The 15,877-nt window shown below is 47.4% G+C and carries 17 protein-coding genes; 5 read left to right on the forward strand and 12 right to left on the reverse strand.

All coding sequences use genetic code 11. The features are described from left to right. Positions 1-5: 5 nt before the first annotated feature. The 5 genes from BGX12_RS01345 to BGX12_RS01365 are packed head-to-tail and all read right to left on the reverse strand — an operon-like array spanning position 6 to position 5,919. Positions 6-815 (reverse strand): metal ABC transporter permease, encoded by an 810-nt coding sequence (locus tag BGX12_RS01345; RefSeq protein ID WP_109734301.1) that lies wholly within the window; start codon positions 813-815, stop codon positions 6-8. A gap of 16 nt (positions 816-831) precedes the next feature. Then, a complete protein-coding gene (locus BGX12_RS01350) occupies positions 832-1,512 on the reverse strand; it encodes a pyrimidine 5'-nucleotidase (protein WP_109734302.1) in 681 nt (226 codons plus the stop codon). Positions 1,513-1,519: 7 nt separating this feature from the next. After that, on the reverse strand, positions 1,520-2,827 hold the full coding sequence (locus BGX12_RS01355) for a deoxyguanosinetriphosphate triphosphohydrolase (protein WP_109734303.1): 1,308 nt from the start codon (positions 2,825-2,827) through the stop codon (positions 1,520-1,522). A gap of 19 nt (positions 2,828-2,846) precedes the next feature. After that, positions 2,847-4,931: a cytochrome c biogenesis protein gene (locus BGX12_RS01360; RefSeq protein ID WP_109734304.1), complete on the reverse strand. Its 2,085-nt coding sequence runs from the start codon at positions 4,929-4,931 to the stop codon at positions 2,847-2,849. Further along, positions 4,924-5,919: a metallophosphoesterase gene (locus BGX12_RS01365; protein ID WP_109734305.1), complete on the reverse strand. Its 996-nt coding sequence runs from the start codon at positions 5,917-5,919 to the stop codon at positions 4,924-4,926. The genes BGX12_RS01360 and BGX12_RS01365 overlap by 8 nt, the downstream gene beginning before the upstream one ends. Positions 5,920-6,072: 153 nt before the next feature. On the opposite strand from BGX12_RS01365, the gene BGX12_RS01370 reads away from it, so the two are divergent. Then, complete coding sequence (locus BGX12_RS01370) at positions 6,073-6,429, forward strand: hypothetical protein (protein WP_109734306.1); 357 nt, start codon at positions 6,073-6,075, stop codon at positions 6,427-6,429. Between the two features lie 606 nt (positions 6,430-7,035). On the opposite strand, the gene BGX12_RS01380 is transcribed toward BGX12_RS01370, so the two are convergent. Both BGX12_RS01380 and BGX12_RS01385 read right to left on the reverse strand, forming a co-directional pair. Next, complete coding sequence (locus BGX12_RS01380; RefSeq protein WP_109734308.1) at positions 7,036-7,464, reverse strand: hypothetical protein; 429 nt, start codon at positions 7,462-7,464, stop codon at positions 7,036-7,038. Between the two features lie 84 nt (positions 7,465-7,548). Beyond that, positions 7,549-8,145, reverse strand: coding sequence for a hypothetical protein (locus BGX12_RS01385; protein WP_109734309.1), 597 nt, complete (start codon positions 8,143-8,145; stop codon positions 7,549-7,551). A gap of 92 nt (positions 8,146-8,237) precedes the next feature. Between BGX12_RS01385 and BGX12_RS01390 the strand changes: the two genes are divergently transcribed. Together BGX12_RS01390 and BGX12_RS01395 are read left to right on the forward strand one after the other, a co-directional pair. After that, positions 8,238-8,774: a DUF5662 family protein gene (locus BGX12_RS01390; RefSeq protein WP_109734310.1), complete on the forward strand. Its 537-nt coding sequence runs from the start codon at positions 8,238-8,240 to the stop codon at positions 8,772-8,774. A 3-nt stretch (positions 8,775-8,777) separates the two neighbouring features. Beyond that, positions 8,778-9,725 (forward strand): YeiH family protein, encoded by a 948-nt coding sequence (locus BGX12_RS01395; protein WP_109734311.1) that lies wholly within the window; start codon positions 8,778-8,780, stop codon positions 9,723-9,725. 54 nt (positions 9,726-9,779) lie between these two features. On the opposite strand, the gene BGX12_RS01400 is transcribed toward BGX12_RS01395, so the two are convergent. Beyond that, on the reverse strand, positions 9,780-10,349 hold the full coding sequence (locus BGX12_RS01400) for a DUF6434 domain-containing protein (RefSeq protein ID WP_109734312.1): 570 nt from the start codon (positions 10,347-10,349) through the stop codon (positions 9,780-9,782). A 74-nt stretch (positions 10,350-10,423) separates the two neighbouring features. On the opposite strand from BGX12_RS01400, the gene BGX12_RS01405 reads away from it, so the two are divergent. Further along, positions 10,424-11,257 (forward strand): S1 RNA-binding domain-containing protein, encoded by an 834-nt coding sequence (locus tag BGX12_RS01405; RefSeq protein WP_109734313.1) that lies wholly within the window; start codon positions 10,424-10,426, stop codon positions 11,255-11,257. Positions 11,258-11,280: 23 nt separating this feature from the next. On the opposite strand, the gene BGX12_RS01410 is transcribed toward BGX12_RS01405, so the two are convergent. Then, the gene (locus tag BGX12_RS01410) at positions 11,281-12,237 is read right to left on the reverse strand and encodes an asparaginase (protein WP_109734314.1); all 957 of its coding nucleotides are present in this window, start codon (positions 12,235-12,237) and stop codon (positions 11,281-11,283) included. Continuing rightward, positions 12,238-13,224: a type IV pilus biogenesis/stability protein PilW gene (locus BGX12_RS01415; RefSeq protein WP_109734315.1), complete on the reverse strand. Its 987-nt coding sequence runs from the start codon at positions 13,222-13,224 to the stop codon at positions 12,238-12,240. A 41-nt stretch (positions 13,225-13,265) separates the two neighbouring features. Between BGX12_RS01415 and BGX12_RS01420 the strand changes: the two genes are divergently transcribed. Then, the gene (locus BGX12_RS01420) at positions 13,266-13,874 is read left to right on the forward strand and encodes a hypothetical protein (protein ID WP_146196215.1); all 609 of its coding nucleotides are present in this window, start codon (positions 13,266-13,268) and stop codon (positions 13,872-13,874) included. 25 nt (positions 13,875-13,899) lie between these two features. Here BGX12_RS01420 and BGX12_RS01425 read toward each other — a convergent pair whose 3' ends face one another. Both BGX12_RS01425 and BGX12_RS01430 read right to left on the reverse strand, forming a co-directional pair. Next, positions 13,900-14,445: a DUF4416 family protein gene (locus BGX12_RS01425; protein ID WP_109734317.1), complete on the reverse strand. Its 546-nt coding sequence runs from the start codon at positions 14,443-14,445 to the stop codon at positions 13,900-13,902. 25 nt (positions 14,446-14,470) lie between these two features. Then, positions 14,471-15,745 (reverse strand): hypothetical protein, encoded by a 1,275-nt coding sequence (locus BGX12_RS01430; RefSeq protein ID WP_109734318.1) that lies wholly within the window; start codon positions 15,743-15,745, stop codon positions 14,471-14,473. Positions 15,746-15,877 lie beyond the last annotated feature (132 nt).

Genomic DNA, 15,877 nt, shown 5'->3' on the forward strand with positions numbered 1-15,877 from the left:
AATGACTATGTCCGTTTACCTAATCTCTTAACAGCGAAGTGGAGAGCATAGGCCAGCACTCCGCATGCAATAATCGTGGGGCCAACCACCAGGTTCAACTGGCAAGCCAGCAACAATCCAGAAATTACCAAAATCAAGGATACGATGACCGAGATGATCATCATCTGGGCAAGACTTTTGGCGAAACATTCCGCTATGTAGGCAGGAATGGTAAGCAGGGCAATCACAAGGATCATCCCCACCGCCTGAACCGCAATCACCACCGTAAGAGCAATGAGAGCGATCAAAGCCATATAGTAGGCAAGCACAGGCATCCCCTGCACGCGGGCAAATTCCGGATCGTAGGAAATAGCGAGGAACTTGCGGAACTTGGCAAAAACAGCAACCAGGATGACAACCAGAAGAGCGCCCATCCAGTAGAGCAAATCCGTAGGGACAGTCAGCAAGCTACCAAAAAGGAAACTCATCATCTCCCCGTTGTAACCGGGAGTCATATCCGTAAGGATAACACCCAGAGCCATACCGCCCGCCCAGATTACGCCAATAAAGGTATCGGACTTCTTGCGGTCACGCCAGGTCAAAATTCCCATAAGCATGGCACAGGCAACCGCAAAGCCAAGGGAACCGAGCATCGGGGAAAAGCCCAGCAAAGCAGCAAGCCCCACCCCACCGAAAGAAGCATGGGCAACACCGCCAGACAAGGAGGTAAGGCGGTTCACCACCACAAAGGTTCCCATGACACCACAGGCGATAGCCACCAGCACGGAGGCCACCAGGGCATTCTGCATAAATTCCATGGACAGCAGTTCAAGCATAAGTCAGAATCCAGGATTAACGGGGCTTTACCAGTTCGGGCAAAATCGTTGTCAGATGAAGCAGACTCGGAACATAGAAGTTCACCCAGCTAGGCACATCGGGAATAGGATTCACGAGAACCGTTGTCCAGCCACGACGATGGGCCGGTTCCAGATTGCGGACGGAATCTTCCAGCAAAACAATGTTTGAAGGATTTGCAGGCATGCCGTTGCTGAAGAACATATCGGGGACGCGCCTGGCAAGGAATGCTTCCATCTTGTCGTAAGCGCTTTCGTGAGGTTTTCCTACCCAGTCCATCTGCTTCAGGTCGAAGACATCTTCGAAGCAATCACGGACGCCCATATGTTCCATGCCCGCTTCGCTCCAGTCCCTACGTCCATTGGTAAAGATAAAACGACGGCCAGGCAGCCCCATAATCAGGTTGCGTTTCACAGGTGACTTCTTGGGATACTGCAGAAATTCCGGCTGATGGATAAAATCAAAAAAGTCATCCGGCTTTACACCATGCATAGCCTGCAGGCCAGCCAAGGTCGTCCCAAAGCGTTGCAGATAATCCTTACGAATCTGATGGGCTGTCTCGGAATCAACACCCGTGGCGTTCTGGACGGACTTAGAAATACGTTCGTCCAAGGAATCCAGGACGTTACGTTCATCGGCACCGTACAAAGTCAAGTCGTAATCAAAAAGCCAAATCATAAAAGTCCTAATATCCCATAGCAAGGCCGCCAATCTGGCGGGCAAGATAAGTGGCGTAATTATCCGTCATGCCGCTCACAAAATCAAGCACTTGATGGTAAGCCTCGGCAGCAGTCACACTCTGGCCAATCTTTGCCTGGCCAATAAGACGGACAATACGGTCTGCACGATAGGAATTCTTGCCATTCTTACGGAAGTCATAGACACCGTTGATGAAGGCATCCAGAACCGTACTCAATGTGGTATAGCTGCCCACTTCCAGTTCCGTCTTGCGGCGGTCCGGATAGATGCGCTCCACACCCAGACGTTTTGCAATGCGGATACCTTCCATCACTTCGGAACGGGAAAGATCCACAAGATGCTTGATGGGTGCCCCACACATGATTTCCTCGTAATGGTTCACGAAAGTGACAGCCACATCATCAATAAGATTCTGGATGGCAAGGCCACGAATACTGCTGAGGAAGTCGCGGAAGTTCTGTCCGTTTTCCTGATATTCGCGGTCAATATCCACATCGGGGCCACACAGATAGCTGAACATGCTACGGACATCACCGAAGGAAAGGATACCCAGTTCGATGGCGTCTTCCACATCCAGGATGCTGTAGCAAATATCGTCGGCGGCTTCCATCAAGTACACCAGCGGGTGGCGAGCCCACTTACCGGTTTCCAGTTCGGGAATGCCCAACGTGTAGGCGGTCATGCGGTAAAGATCCGCTTCCGTCGAGAAAAGACTTGTGGGTGTTCCAAACTTTGCAAGCTGAGGGTACTTGATCATGGACCCGATGGTAGCGTAAGTCAAACGCATGCCACCATCCAGGAAGTGATATTCCAGCTTACTCAAGATACGATGTCCCTGAGCATTGCCATCGAAGTTTTCGAAGTCAGCGATTTCGTCCGGTTTCAGATCCTGCATGGGAGCAGAATTACGATTCTTGCGGAACCATTCACGAATGGCAGCTTCGCCGGCATGACCAAAGGGAGGATTGCCAATATCGTGGGCCAGGCATGCAGACTGAACAATGGTACCGAACTGGTATTCGTTCACGTACTTGGGCAGATGCTGTTTAATCAGATGATAAACCGTAATGGCGAGGCTACGGCCAACACTACTGACTTCAATACTGTGAGTCAATCGGCTATGAACATGGTCGTTCACGGAGAAAGGATGAACCTGGGTCTTGCGGCCCAAACGACGGAAAGCAGTAGAAAAAACAATACGGTCGTAATCGCGATGAAAATCGGAACGGTTCGGATCCGGATCAGCCGGGTGTCCGTAACGCGTTGCAGAAAGCAAAGTGTCCCATTGAAGCATGGAAGACAATTTAGAAAATTCAGCGCTTCACGGATGGACAAAATTTGGCAATGAGGCCTATGATTACAACATCCACAAGGCAGAACGCCGTGAGCCACAGCACAGTTCCATTCTGGAAGCCGTAACTGTGAAGCCCAACCCCCAGCAAGTTAATGCCAAACCAGCAAAGGAATGTAATCATCACATTGAAGCAGTTTAGCAAGGCAAAACTTCTTTCACTGATGAGCCTAGCGCCGCGAAGGTGTAACGCCAGCATGGACCAGAGAATCACAAAGAGTGCGCCACATTCCTTAGGATCAAAACCCCAGAATCGTCCCCAGGCAAAATCCGCCCAAACGCCACCTAAAAGAGTTCCGATGATAGTGAATACACCGCCAAAAACGAGAGTGGCATACAGCAGCTTTTTGATGGGTTGATGTTCTGGTAAGGTACTGTCGCTGCGGGCCAAGGCAATATGGGCCACAACCCCAGAAAGAATCATTCCCACATAACCCAAGGCGATAGTGAAAACATGAATGGTAAGGAACACGGAGGAATTCAAAACGGCGGGAATGGGCTGGAACAAGTCTCCAGGTTCCAGCACGAATTTTGCAAAGAACAAAAGCATCGTGGCCATAGCCGTTACGGGAATGATCAAGGAGAAGGTCCGTTTTTTGCAGAACAGGAACGCTCCGAATTCAAAGGCTTCCAAAAGCAGGGCCACTAGCAGCACGATTTCGTACAAACTAGAAAGAGGCGGACTATGGGTTATGTAAAGACGCAGGGCAAAAGCTACGGCAAGGGTTACCGTTACAGCCGCAGACGCAAAGTTCGCCGCAATATCCAGGGCTCGTTTCTTGAAAAGGGAATTGACCGCAGCCAGGACACAGCCAAGGAATGCAAAGATAAAGGCGATGAGGGCGAAGTTAGCGTGATTGTAGAAAACTTCCGCCTTAAAGGTTTTTATTTGTTCGGGAGTGGCATCTGCTTTCTTAAAGTCGCCTCGCTGTATAGATTCAAAAAGTAGCACATTGGAAAGCAGACGTTTCATTTCTGCTGTAGCCGGATGGTCATCGTTACGACTTGCATAAACTTCAAGTTCATTACGATATTTTTTCAGCTGGTTATAGCTTACATATCGTTCACTTTCAGGAATATTCAAAGCATTTTGAACATCGGCACGAAGGACTTTAAACAAGCGATATTCAGCAGCATCAGCGGAACCTGCACCAATTTTTTCAACAACTTCACTTGCGGAAATTTTACCTTGGCAAGAATCCGTCTGGCGGCATTTATAAGTCACGCGTCCCGAAAAATCATCAAGAACTCCACGGGCAAAAGAATCAAAGGGGCGATAATTTTCGCCAACAAGAATCATTTGATTTGCCTGGGCAGAAGGCACGCAAACAAAACCACCCATGGCGATTAAAAATAACGGTAGAGCCTTTGCCACATTCGTCCCCGAGCGACTACCGCGAACGTTCGCCACATAGTGGAATGCCACACTTAGCAGGAATAAAATCATGAACACGTAAGGCACGAAATGGAAAGGATCGTAGGTAGCCGTATAAAGGTCCACCTTCACTCCCATCATATCCACCTGGCCCTTGTAGAACGTAAAGTAGGGATAGCCCTCCCCCACTTCTACGGCACTTGTGTTCAAGCTGTCATCGACGGTGTAGTAGGTAATCTTTTGCGGAGTCTTGACGTCCGCCAATTCGCCTACGGCAGGAACCGCACGGAAGCCGTTAAACTCTTGGCGAAATTCGGAACCCACAAGACTTCCTACGAGAAGGACGAGCAAGGCGATATGCATTCCGTAAAGGCCCAGATTCCGCCAGCCCGAAGGCACAAGCCTGCCCGAGGCGTCCCGAGAGAAAACCCGCGGCATTCGGTACATCATGGAGGCAATCAGGTGAAGCGTCCCCACCACAGCCAGCGACTTTATGGCCGGTAGCGGCACCACCCCCATGGTCCAAACGAAATAGCTTCCGAAAAAACGTTCCGTTGCCGCAGCGACACCTTCATTCCCTGCAGCAGCCTGCCCCAAAACGCCCCAGAAAGTCAGCAGCAAAAACGCCACCAACAAACCGCAAGTCACCTTTAGAGAAGCGAACTTATGCATGTTCGCGGCCTATCCACTCAAACTTGCTTTCATCAAGTTGCTGTTCGCCATCAAAACGGTAAGCCGCCAAGCGTCCGTTTCCTAAATGGCCCGCTACACTAAAGTCCAGGCAGCAAACGTTACTGCGAATCAACTGGGGAACGCCCGTGAGCCAGTAATGCCCAAAGAACACCGGCCTTTCGTTCTCTCCATAATAGGAACGTTTACGTATTTCCGGATCAACATCGCAGCCCTCGGGCATAGTCACCCCAGGCTGCAAACTCAGTTCCTGCAAGCTGGCAGCCGCAGGATTTACCCACCAACGCAACCGCGTCCTAAAACGCTTCACGTTTTCCCCATCAAAGAAGAACTGATGGTTAGGCAATTCCATTTCAGGACCCTTCAGCAGCATGTCGATGGGCCAGAACAAGGAATCCCCATATTCGTCATCCTCATCGTTGGCGCGGAAAATCAATTCCTCGAAATCGCCATCGGCAAAACAAGTAACGCCGGCGGCCTTCAACTGCGCAACGGCCCGCGGGTCAAAACAGGCGTGCTGAGCCCTGAAGGACTCCGTTTCCAGATAGAAGGGCAAAGTCTTGGCGAATGCCTTCATTTCCTTGAATTCAGCCTTACGACCTACAAAGTCCGCCACCGTCCTGGAATGAACAGCCACCTTATTGAAGGTATGTTCACGCAGATAACCCGGCCCCACCTTTTTCAAATAGCGGGAGCCTTCATTCTTCTGCCAAAAACTAAGCATATTGAATTCGTGATTTCCCATGAGGGCTATGGCTGAGCCCGCATCACGCATGGCACGAACCACATTCAGCGTCTCACGAACATTGGGGCCACGATCCACGTAATCGCCCAGAAAAACAACCATACGTTCATTGCTCGGATATCGGAAAGCGCCAGCACTCTCCACATAGCCCAGCTTCTTCAGCAGAGCCTTTAGGCATTCGCTATGCCCGTGAATATCGCCAATGAAATCAATGGAAGTCCTCATACACCATCAATCATAGGAAATTTTATTTCTCAACGTACATCACGCAAACAAATTTTTTCATAAAAAAGCACGTTCGCCAAGAAATTTCTAGCACCGGTGATACAACTAAGGTGGGACGGCTGTTTGATATCGAAATGCAGATGGTTAGACGCCTTGGCCAAAGGCGCTGATTACGAAGAACTACAGGAACAATACATTCTGTTCATCTGTCCCAACGACATCTTCCATAAGGGAAAGGCAATTTACAGGTTCCAGAATCGCGAAGACTCTGACCCAAATATTCTGTTGGATGACCTCTGCTATAAAAATTTCTATATATTTAAGAAGTACTCCGAAATGGACGACGATTCCGCTCGTGAGTATATGAAGTATTTTGCTACCAAGAAATGTGAATCCGAAAAGATGAAGCGCATTCACGAATTGGTAAAGGCTTTCCGTGATAAGGGTGTTGCCATGGATATTATCGTTGATTCAACAGGCCTCACCCCCGAGGAAATCAAGGCCCTGTAAAATAGCCCCCCTTAAAAATTGTACAAACGGAAAAACGCCATACGGAATAACCGTACGGCGTTTTGTTTATACATCCCTATCCAATCACAGGAAATTTTGAGGGATTTGCTGTTGTCGAGACAAAATTTTGGATACTCCAAACAGTCTTAATTACAGGGAAACTTACTCTGCTAATAGCTAATAGATTCTTCTCCCAAAGGCACGAAAAAGATTCTTCCAACAACCATATAGTAAAAGCTGGAATGAAAACCATCTAAAAAACTTTTGTAATACCCCACATCATATTTAACAAATCCAATTATACCATCAATTCCATAAAAGTCAGTTTTCAATTGAAGAGTGTCTTTATACATTTTTCTTTGTTGATTTTCAAGGAACAAAGAATCACTATATGTAAAGCAGCATGTAGAAGATGGAGTTATTGAAATAAAAAAACTCTCTAAACCATAAGCACTTTTTATTGGAGCTTCTTCATATTTTATAAAAAAAATGAGAAAAACACCATTTTAAGCTGTAAGCTTCCCCGTAACTAGAGGTTTATTGAGAATGATCATAATTGATATGATGAAGGATATCATTTTTCAATTTTCTTAGGGACGACAACTATTATTCTATTAAATGCTGTAATTGTGGATAGTCTGCATCAGAAATAAATGTAAATCGTCCACGCAAAAATAAAATAGCATACCACCCATCCGCATCAATATCCCTTTGCAAGATACGGATACCCTCTTTTTTGACCTTAACTTTATTTCTAAAAAGATACACGAATTCAAATTTTTCTCCAGACTCAATTATCCTAACAGGACACATATTGAGTAACCAAAAAAGAATTACACCTGTAAAAGATAAAAGAACAAACAACTCAGCCACCGTTACCGACCAATCCGTTTGAACGCAATTAAGTCGAGACATAATTATTGCATAACAACAGCTGACATCCGTGTACGCAATAAAAAGTGCCGGCAATAGAAAAAATATAATCGCAAACATTCCCTTTGCCTTGTACACTTTCTTCTTAGCGTGCATCATCATTAGTGTAACCCCTGTTCAAAACCTAATCCACCTCTCCAATCATAGGAAATTTTGAGGTTCTGGAATTATTTGTTGATTACGCTCTTAATCCAATTTAAGATTTTCAAGAACTTCCGTTTTTGGTATGACTTTTCCATTTTTCAACGGAATGTTATAATCGGTTCCTAAGCCTCCATCCACCTTACACTTGGGGATAAATTCCTGAATCCTACGCCAGGCTTTGGGCATGTCAAGTTTGTGCATTGGGTATATTTCCATCACAATATTTTTGCAATACACGATTACTGGATACTCAATAAGATCCGAGGAATAATAAGCATAAATATGTCTATCATTAATCGAGTCGTTTAGCAGAACGGAGAATTTACTTAAATCGTATTGATTAAAGGTATAATCATGCTCAACAGGCTTTTTTATGAACCATAAGTTAAATACATAATCATCAACACTAGCTCCGAGAAAATGATAACCAATATCCGTCACATATGAGCTTCCAAAACCAAACCCATAATGACGGATCAAATCTGTATAGTCATGTCGATTGATTTCATTGGAAATTTTCAACTTAAAAACAAAGGTGTACAAAGATGTTTTGGCGTTAAAAAAAAGGAAATAGACTAATACAATAAGCGCAACTACAATAGTCACAACAATCTTTATTTTTTTTCTTAGACGCCCCATTTCCCCTACCAAAATTGTAGTCAGTTTTATCTACACCCCAAAGTTACAAATTTTATAAAGCCGACATTTTTCTTTATTTCTAAATTTACATCATGTTTCACCCGATCCGACATTTTATTACCATCACCAAGCACAGAAACGAAGTGATTCGTTTATGTTTCAAGGCAGGCATCGGATTCCAGGGCTTGTTCCACGATCTTTCCAAGTACAGCCCCACGGAATTCATTCCCGGCGCAAAGTACTACACCGGCACGGAATCCCCAAACAACGGGGAACGCCGCGACACAGGCTATAGCCTGGCGTGGATGCATCACAAGGGCAGAAACAAGCATCATTTTGAATTCTGGTACGACTACGAAATGGCTACCAAAAAAATCGTGCCCATGCCTATGCCGGACCGTTACATCAAGGAAATGTTCTGCGACCGCGTAGCCGCCTCCAAGACCTATGGCGGCAAGGATTACGACCGCACAAGCCCTCTGCTTTACCTGACAAAAAGTACCGCCCACGAAAAAATGGCGGAAGTCACCTACAAAAAGCTTCTTTACCTTTTAACCATGCTTGCGGAAAACGGAGAAAAGGAGACCTTACGTTTTATTCGCAACTGTAAAGAACTCCCTACGGAATAAATTATGAAAGAAAAAATTGCAAAGATTGCCTTCGTGGCACTAATCCTGGTCGCCTGCTGCCCATACGTTGCTTCCTGGATGGCACTTTTGGCAGGCATCGTTTATGCGTTCGCCTTCGGCGGCCCCGCATTCCCCAAGTTCGCCAAGAAGACCCAGAAGTACTTGCTCCAGGGCTGCGTGGTGGGCCTCGGTTTCGGCATGAACTTGCAGGCAGCACTTGCCAGCGGTAAGGACGGCATGATGTTCACCATCGTTTCCGTGGTTTCCGTCATGGTGCTTGGTTTCATCATCGGCAAGGTCATCAAGGTGGACACCAAGACTTCCTACCTGATTTCCAGCGGCACCGCAATTTGCGGCGGTTCCGCCATTGCAGCAGTGGCTCCCGTTGTGGACGCCGACGACAAGCAGATGAGCGTTTCATTGGGAACGGTCTTCGTGCTGAACGCTCTTGCCCTCCTGATTTTCCCGCCCCTTGGCCATTACTTCGGCCTCACCAACCAGCAGTTCGGTGAATGGGCGGCCATCGCCATCCACGATACCAGTTCCGTGGTAGGTGCCGCAGCAGCCTACAGCGACGAATCCCTCCAGGTGGCCGCCATGGTGAAGTGCACCCGAGCCCTCTGGATTCTGCCTCTCGCCCTCATCACCATGGTGTTCTTCCGCAAGAATTCCGGCAAGGGCAAATTCGATGTGATTCCCTGGTTCATTTTCCTCTTCGCCATCGCCATGGTCATCAACACCTACCTGTTCCCCGCCATCGGCGTTCCTGCTGAAGTGGGCAAGTACATCGTGATGGTCGCCAAGCGCGGTTTCGCCATTACTTTGTTCCTCATCGGTACAGGCCTTTCCAAGGATGCCCTCAAGAAGTGCGGTGCCAAACCCTTCATTCAGGGCGTTGTCCTTTGGGCAGTCATCGGCGTGGGAAGCCTCCTGGTCATCAAGGGTTTCTAATTCCAGAACTCAAAATTTCAAAACAAAAAGAGCCCGGTTTCAACCGAGCTTTTTTTATTTCTTCAAGGCTACCAAGTCCGTCTTTTCGTAACGGTTGTGGCCAATCAATGATTTCTTGTACTTCCAGCATTTGATGGCTTCGTCCAGGGAATGTCCCTTGTTGTCGGCGAAGAAATCACGGATGTAGGCATTGTACTCGAACTGAGCTCCAATCTCAGACTTGGTTTCCTTTTTTTCCTTCTGGATTCTGCCATAGGCTTCAATCGCCTCCTGGTAGGTGCGACCAGCGTTGGTTTTGAGCCATGTCTGGAATTGCACATTGAAAGAGAAGGTATTTCCCAAATGCTTTTTGAAAAACGCACGGTGTTGTTCAGAACAAATGAAATTTTGTTCGATAATGGTCTGCAAATCGACGACTCGGTTTGCTTCCTTGGTAGACTGTATATGGACGGGAGCAGAGCTGGTTTTGGTCACCTTGCCTGTTTCAAGGAAGAACTTGATTCTTTTGGTCAGTTCTTCTTTTCCACCAGCCGTAGGCAAACCATGGTCCCTACAGAACTGGACCAGTTCCTCCTTCAAAAAGTAAAAGGACTTAATTGAAACCAAATCGATGCTAACGCCCATTTTTCTAGTACTCCTACGGATGGCCAAATATACTATATTATGGAGAACAAATCACTTGGACGGAAAGGCTTATTATGGATCTTGGACGATACAATCGTGGCCGCGTGGAAGAAATTACCCCGCAAGGCTATTATCTGGAACTGGAAAGTGGCGAACGGGTACTGCTTCCGGGCAATAAGGAACAGTTTACCCTCGAAGAAGGCGAAGTCGTCGACGTATTTGTCTATACCGATAGTGAAGACCGTCCTATCGCCACTTTGAACCAGCCCTACGCTCAGGTTGGCGAATTCGCTGTTCTTGAAGTGAAGGACGTAAACCGTTTTGGCGCATTCCTGAACTGGGGGCTGAACAAGGATTTGTTCCTCCCCTTCAAGCAGCAGCTGGGCGAACTTCAGCGCGGCGACCGCTGTGTGGTTTTCATCCTGGTGGACGACAAGAGCAACCGCATTGTGGCAACCGAAAAGATCAAGAGTTTTTTGGATATGGACACCAGCGAACTGCATGTGGGCCAGCGAGTGGAACTTGCCGCCTACGAAGTCACCCAGGATTATGTTGACTTCCTAGTAGACTATCGCTACACTGGTCGTCTGATGCTCACTCCGGGCATGGAACGAATCTACATCGGCGACACCATGCCGGGCTTTATCCAGCGTTTTACCGCTGACGGTAAAATCACCCTGAATCTGGCACCTGTAGGATACAAGGGACTCATGAAGAGCGACAGCCCCAACGCAATCCTCCGCAAGCTGGAAGAAGCAGGAGGCAGTCTCCCCTATGGAGACCACTCCGATCCGGAAATTATCCGTCAGGAGTTCGGCATGTCCAAGAAGACCTTCAAGAAACTTCTGGGCACTCTGTTCCGTGAAGGAAAAATCGTCATCGAAGAAGACGGAATAAGACTTCCGTAATTACAAGGGCGAAGCCCCGTGCGTTATTGAAAGATCCTGCAGATTTCTGCAGGGTCTTTCGTCTTTGTGAGGGCTAGTCGCAACAGGACTGCCGCCTTCTGCGGGGGAAGTTCTCCCGCGGGAATCCCCCGAGGGGCAAGGTTCTTATTTAAGGTTACAAGACCTTGGCCAATGCGGGAAGCGATTACCACGGGAATGGATACGCGGGAAAGAGCGTCCGCATAACCCAGACTGAATTCTCCTGCGCCCGCCCCGGCAATCACGAGACCGTCGGACAAGCTTGCGGCATATTCCAGAAGACGCGGATCAGAATCCACGGCAAAATAAAGTACGTTCACCTTCGGCAAAGCTGACAGGGACGAAACATCAAAACGCAAACCCGCGGAACGTACTGACCCAAAGATAACCTGGTTACATTCAAAGACAGCACCTTCCCCTGCATAATGAACGCCCATGGGATTTAAGGCGCTGGCATTCAACTTCTGCACCTTGGATGCTTCATAAATGCAGCCACCAAAACAAACCAGGACGCACCTTCCTAATTCGCTTAAAGAACATGCCGCCTTAATGGAATCTGCCAGATTCTTAGGACCGTCCGGTTCCTTTGCTGTAGCGGGTCTCATGGATCCTGTAAAAATCACAGGCTTATTCCCATCCATCGTCAAATCCACAAAGAACGCGGTTTCGTCCATGGTGTCCGTACCGTGTGTCACCACTATTCCATTAACCGAAGGATCCTTCTGCAATTCATTGATTCGGCGAACCAGGGATAGCCAGAGTACATCCGTCATGTCATCGGAATTCACGTTGCAAACTTGTTCCGCCTGCAACTCAACATCTATTCCGTCCAGCAGATTTTCCATGGACGCAACAAGATATTCCACAGAAAGCTGTCCTGAGCGGTACCCCAGGTTTTTACCGGCCTCACCAACACCGGCGATGGTACCACCTGTGGCCAGCACAACGATTCTTTTCTTCATCTAGCGCACCTCTTCCAGCAACTGTTCCGCCGTTACGTCATAATACTGCTTCAAGGCCTTTTCCGTTCCCAATTTTTTCAGGTCCTGAATAAAGTTTCTAAAGTGAACAAAGCTTCCATTTCGAGCAAGCATGCCTTCCACCATTTTCTGGGAATACCAGTAAAGTTTTTCAGCCACCTCACGACTATCATGCTGAACAAAAGCCCCTTCCAGATCATTGATAGAAGGTTTTTCACCGGCAGGCTTTTCCACATGGTTTCGGGAAGCATCCACCACCTGGGCGATTCCTTCATTCACCCAGAAAGGAATCTGCACATGGGTCATTCCCCGCAAGAAACAATGGGTCAATTCATGGAACAGCATAGGCCTATAGACCCCCGTATAGTCCATCACGTTCTCCGGAACACGAAGCTTTCCGTCAAAGATCGCCCCCACCCAATCCGGACGAGGACCAATACCAGTATGACTCGCGGCCTGGTACAACACAAGACCAATCTTATTTTCCAATTTAAAGTCAAACAAGGTGCTTAAGGAATCATAGGCAACTTCAAGAACAGCCAAGGCTTCCATCACATTGGATCGAGAAGGATTGCCATCGTATTCCAGCCGGAAATGCGTAGACTTTTCCAGGTGAAGTTCTTCCATTTCCTGTTTCAAAAGTTCAGCCTTCTGCTGGAACGTCTCAATGTGTTCGTTACGGAATTTCAAGCTGGCAATGTAAGCAAGACATTCGTCGTAACGACCTTGCTCTAGGAGAATCAAGGCCAAGTTGGTTTGCAGGATTTCGTCATTGGGATCTTCCTCGAGCATGGCTCGGGTAACACGTTCCGCACATTTCCAGTCATAAGCGGCCAGGCATTCATTCATTTCTTCCACCAGGCAATTATGACTTTCTATTTCTGCTGCTAATTTGCGATAACCCACATAGTGATACAGGATATATCCTGCAAGCACAACCAAAGCGACAATGACCACATTCCTCTTCATTGAAAAGAAGTTAGAATTTTTTTATAAATGGTTTTAGGAAAATGATTGGACTACTCTATTACAACATATTGAGTCTTATACAGATGGGTCATGGTCCCAAGGGCGCGGCCATCACCAGCCTCATCTGTACTGCCATCATGATTTTTTTCTTGTTGCTGGTAGGCGCCATTATGAATGGTTTGCAACGTCTACAAATCAACCTGCTGGAAAAAGCCTTTGGACAAAAGGCGGCCCTTTTCATTTGTAATTACATCACCATTCCAGGAACCATTCTTCACGAAAGCGCCCATGCCCTTTTCGGTCTATGCACAGGCGCAAAAGTCACGGAAATCAGCTACCTGGATACTAAAGGAGATTCTTTAGGGCATATCAGCTACATTCCTCGTGGCAATCCTTTTTTCAAGGCTATTCAGCACACCATGATTGCCTGCGCCCCGGTATTTGCGGGTTTCATTGCAGAATACTTCCTTATCCGCGGAATTTTCTACGGAGGCTTCTCCATCTGGGCCGATATTGGCCTTTGGTATCTTGTGGTTTCCGTAGCGGATCACATGTCCATGAGTTCCATCGACATCAAGCATTACTTCCAGGGCATGTGGGCCGTAGCCCCCCTGGTGTTCACGGCCTTCTTCCTTTACGGATTTATTTAGGCTGGATTTTCAAATACGGGCTTATTTATTTTGCAGGTTTCCCAGCGCCCGCTTTTTTATAGCGTTCACGAATAAGCTGCAGATCATGCAGGTAGGGATTTCTGACGAAATCCTCAAACGCCCATGCCGTAGGATGGAAAACGCCCTTGGCATAGGTCAGGAGCATATCCAGCCAGACACCGTTTCCCGCATAAAGTTTAAAGGGGCCTCGCTTATAGCTGGGCAACACCACCTTGTCCATATCCATGTAGCCGATGTCAATATTCACATGACGGTGGTCCGGATTTTCACTGCTGGCGGTAGTCAATTCAAGGGCGTTACTGCGAGCCTTCTCTTCCGCAATGGTTTCAGGCGGTATCGTCTTCTCGAAGGAAACCACACCGCGATAAAGTCCATCGCCCATTTCCGGCTCATAATAGGGAGTCTTGTCAAAGGCAAATAGCTTGCCCTTATGGCGGATCTTTCCCCAGGTTTTCTCCAGAAGTTCGATTACCGCCGGGTCCCATTCCGCACCCTTCTGCAGTACAAACGCAATCAGCTGAGCCTGTTCACTAAAATTTGAAGCCTTCATGAGAAAATCCTAAAATCAAAATCCATTAGTGGGGGTAAATCATCAAAGTCTTGCGGACCATTTCCTGCTGCTGCGGGGTAAGTCCCGCATATTCCGTTTCTGTTTCCACAGGGAACATCAGGTTGTCCACATCCGGGCAAGTATTGATGTCAAAAAGACCTGCAGTAGACAGCATCACCTTACCATAAAGACCACGATGACCGTGTCGAATTTTCATATCAGAACCGGAAGAGGATTTCTCCTTCACCAGGCCGCTGCTCAACAAGCCCTTGCAATAGGGGGTATCGGTAAAGCCGTCTTCAACCACGGAGTAATCCCCAATGACATAAAGATCTGCTGTAGTGGAAGAAGTATGTCGTAGTCCCAGGAAGTGTCCCGATTCATGAACTGCAGTTTCAATGATATCGTTCATGGAATTCGACAATGAACCATTAGCAGTCTTCACATGTGCACCAAGCACAACCGTACTCGCTTCGCCACGTCCCAGATTTCCACTGAAGAGGTATGAATAACCCATCAGTCCTTCTTCATCAATGTAATGAGTCAGCACCAAGTCCAAGGCGTTTTCAGCACCAGGCCAACCGCCACCGAGACTCTGCATCATTGTATCATCGTCGGAGCGCCCTGCTACCCAAGGCTGATTTGCAGGGTAATGATCTCCTACGACAGGATGATTTTCCGCATGGTTCACATAAAGGGTATCAATCACAATTCCCGTGTAGAACTTCCTAAAGTTGGCGAGCATGGCCGTAGCAAGTTCCTCTTCAGTAAAGCCATCCAACTTTTGCGCTACGTTACCCACCAGGACCAGGTTCAGGGATAAATGGTCGGAATAAGCCCCGTCACCCGTAAGGCGAACATTTTTTGTGGAACCTTTATAGAAATCCTTGCCCTTTTCCAGTGTCACAGCCCATTCAGCAGCATCGTTTTCTTCGCAAAGGAAACGATACACGTAGCGTCCCTCTTCCAAGGAGGCTTCCAAAAGTCGCACAGGATGAACAAAAGAGGAACCTTGCTTGTTCTTGCCAATACGGAACAAATGCATCTTGGGAGCACCTGCAACCGTATCCGCATCAAAGGAGAGAGTATACGTGGCATTGGGATGGACTTCAAGAATTACACCACGAGCCAAATTTGCATCCACAGAGTCGCTGATTGCAGCGTCGTTAGGATACATCCAGTACTGCAGATAGTGATCCTTGGGAGGATAGAGAACAAAGTCGGTATCTTCGGATTCCGCACAACCCGACATCAAAAAAGTCAAGCCCACCGCCAAAAGAGCCGAGGCAATCTTCAACATTTTTTTACAAAGAAACTTCATTCAAACCTAACCTTAAATACGTGTATAAAGTATTTGCACCTAATATAGGTTTTTCGAGAATGAAAAAAAAGTTCCTAGAGCCAATCCAAAGGGATATAAAAAAATTACTTC

Source organism: Fibrobacter sp. UWR4 (genome assembly GCF_003149045.1).
GTDB lineage: Bacteria > Fibrobacterota > Fibrobacteria > Fibrobacterales > Fibrobacteraceae > Fibrobacter.

Excerpts from the sequence above, each read along its gene's own strand:
- BGX12_RS01345 (WP_109734301.1), bottom strand. The coding sequence starts at position 815 with ATGCTTGAACTGCTGTCCATGGAATTTATGCAGAATGCCCTGGTGGCC.
- BGX12_RS01350 (WP_109734302.1), bottom strand. The coding sequence starts at position 1,512 with ATGATTTGGCTTTTTGATTACGACTTGACTTTGTACGGTGCCGATGAA.
- BGX12_RS01355 (WP_109734303.1), bottom strand. The coding sequence starts at position 2,827 with ATGCTTCAATGGGACACTTTGCTTTCTGCAACGCGTTACGGACACCCG.
- BGX12_RS01360 (WP_109734304.1), bottom strand. The coding sequence starts at position 4,931 with ATGCATAAGTTCGCTTCTCTAAAGGTGACTTGCGGTTTGTTGGTGGCG.
- BGX12_RS01365 (WP_109734305.1), bottom strand. The coding sequence starts at position 5,919 with ATGAGGACTTCCATTGATTTCATTGGCGATATTCACGGGCATAGCGAA.
- BGX12_RS01380 (WP_109734308.1), bottom strand. The coding sequence starts at position 7,464 with ATGATGATGCACGCTAAGAAGAAAGTGTACAAGGCAAAGGGAATGTTT.
- BGX12_RS01385 (WP_109734309.1), bottom strand. The coding sequence starts at position 8,145 with ATGGGGCGTCTAAGAAAAAAAATAAAGATTGTTGTGACTATTGTAGTT.
- BGX12_RS01390 (WP_109734310.1), top strand. The coding sequence starts at position 8,238 with ATGTTTCACCCGATCCGACATTTTATTACCATCACCAAGCACAGAAAC.
- BGX12_RS01395 (WP_109734311.1), top strand. The coding sequence starts at position 8,778 with ATGAAAGAAAAAATTGCAAAGATTGCCTTCGTGGCACTAATCCTGGTC.
- BGX12_RS01400 (WP_109734312.1), bottom strand. The coding sequence starts at position 10,349 with ATGGGCGTTAGCATCGATTTGGTTTCAATTAAGTCCTTTTACTTTTTG.
- BGX12_RS01405 (WP_109734313.1), top strand. The coding sequence starts at position 10,424 with ATGGATCTTGGACGATACAATCGTGGCCGCGTGGAAGAAATTACCCCG.
- BGX12_RS01410 (WP_109734314.1), bottom strand. The coding sequence starts at position 12,237 with ATGAAGAAAAGAATCGTTGTGCTGGCCACAGGTGGTACCATCGCCGGT.
- BGX12_RS01415 (WP_109734315.1), bottom strand. The coding sequence starts at position 13,224 with ATGAAGAGGAATGTGGTCATTGTCGCTTTGGTTGTGCTTGCAGGATAT.
- BGX12_RS01420 (WP_146196215.1), top strand. The coding sequence starts at position 13,266 with ATGATTGGACTACTCTATTACAACATATTGAGTCTTATACAGATGGGT.
- BGX12_RS01425 (WP_109734317.1), bottom strand. The coding sequence starts at position 14,445 with ATGAAGGCTTCAAATTTTAGTGAACAGGCTCAGCTGATTGCGTTTGTA.
- BGX12_RS01430 (WP_109734318.1), bottom strand. The coding sequence starts at position 15,745 with ATGTTGAAGATTGCCTCGGCTCTTTTGGCGGTGGGCTTGACTTTTTTG.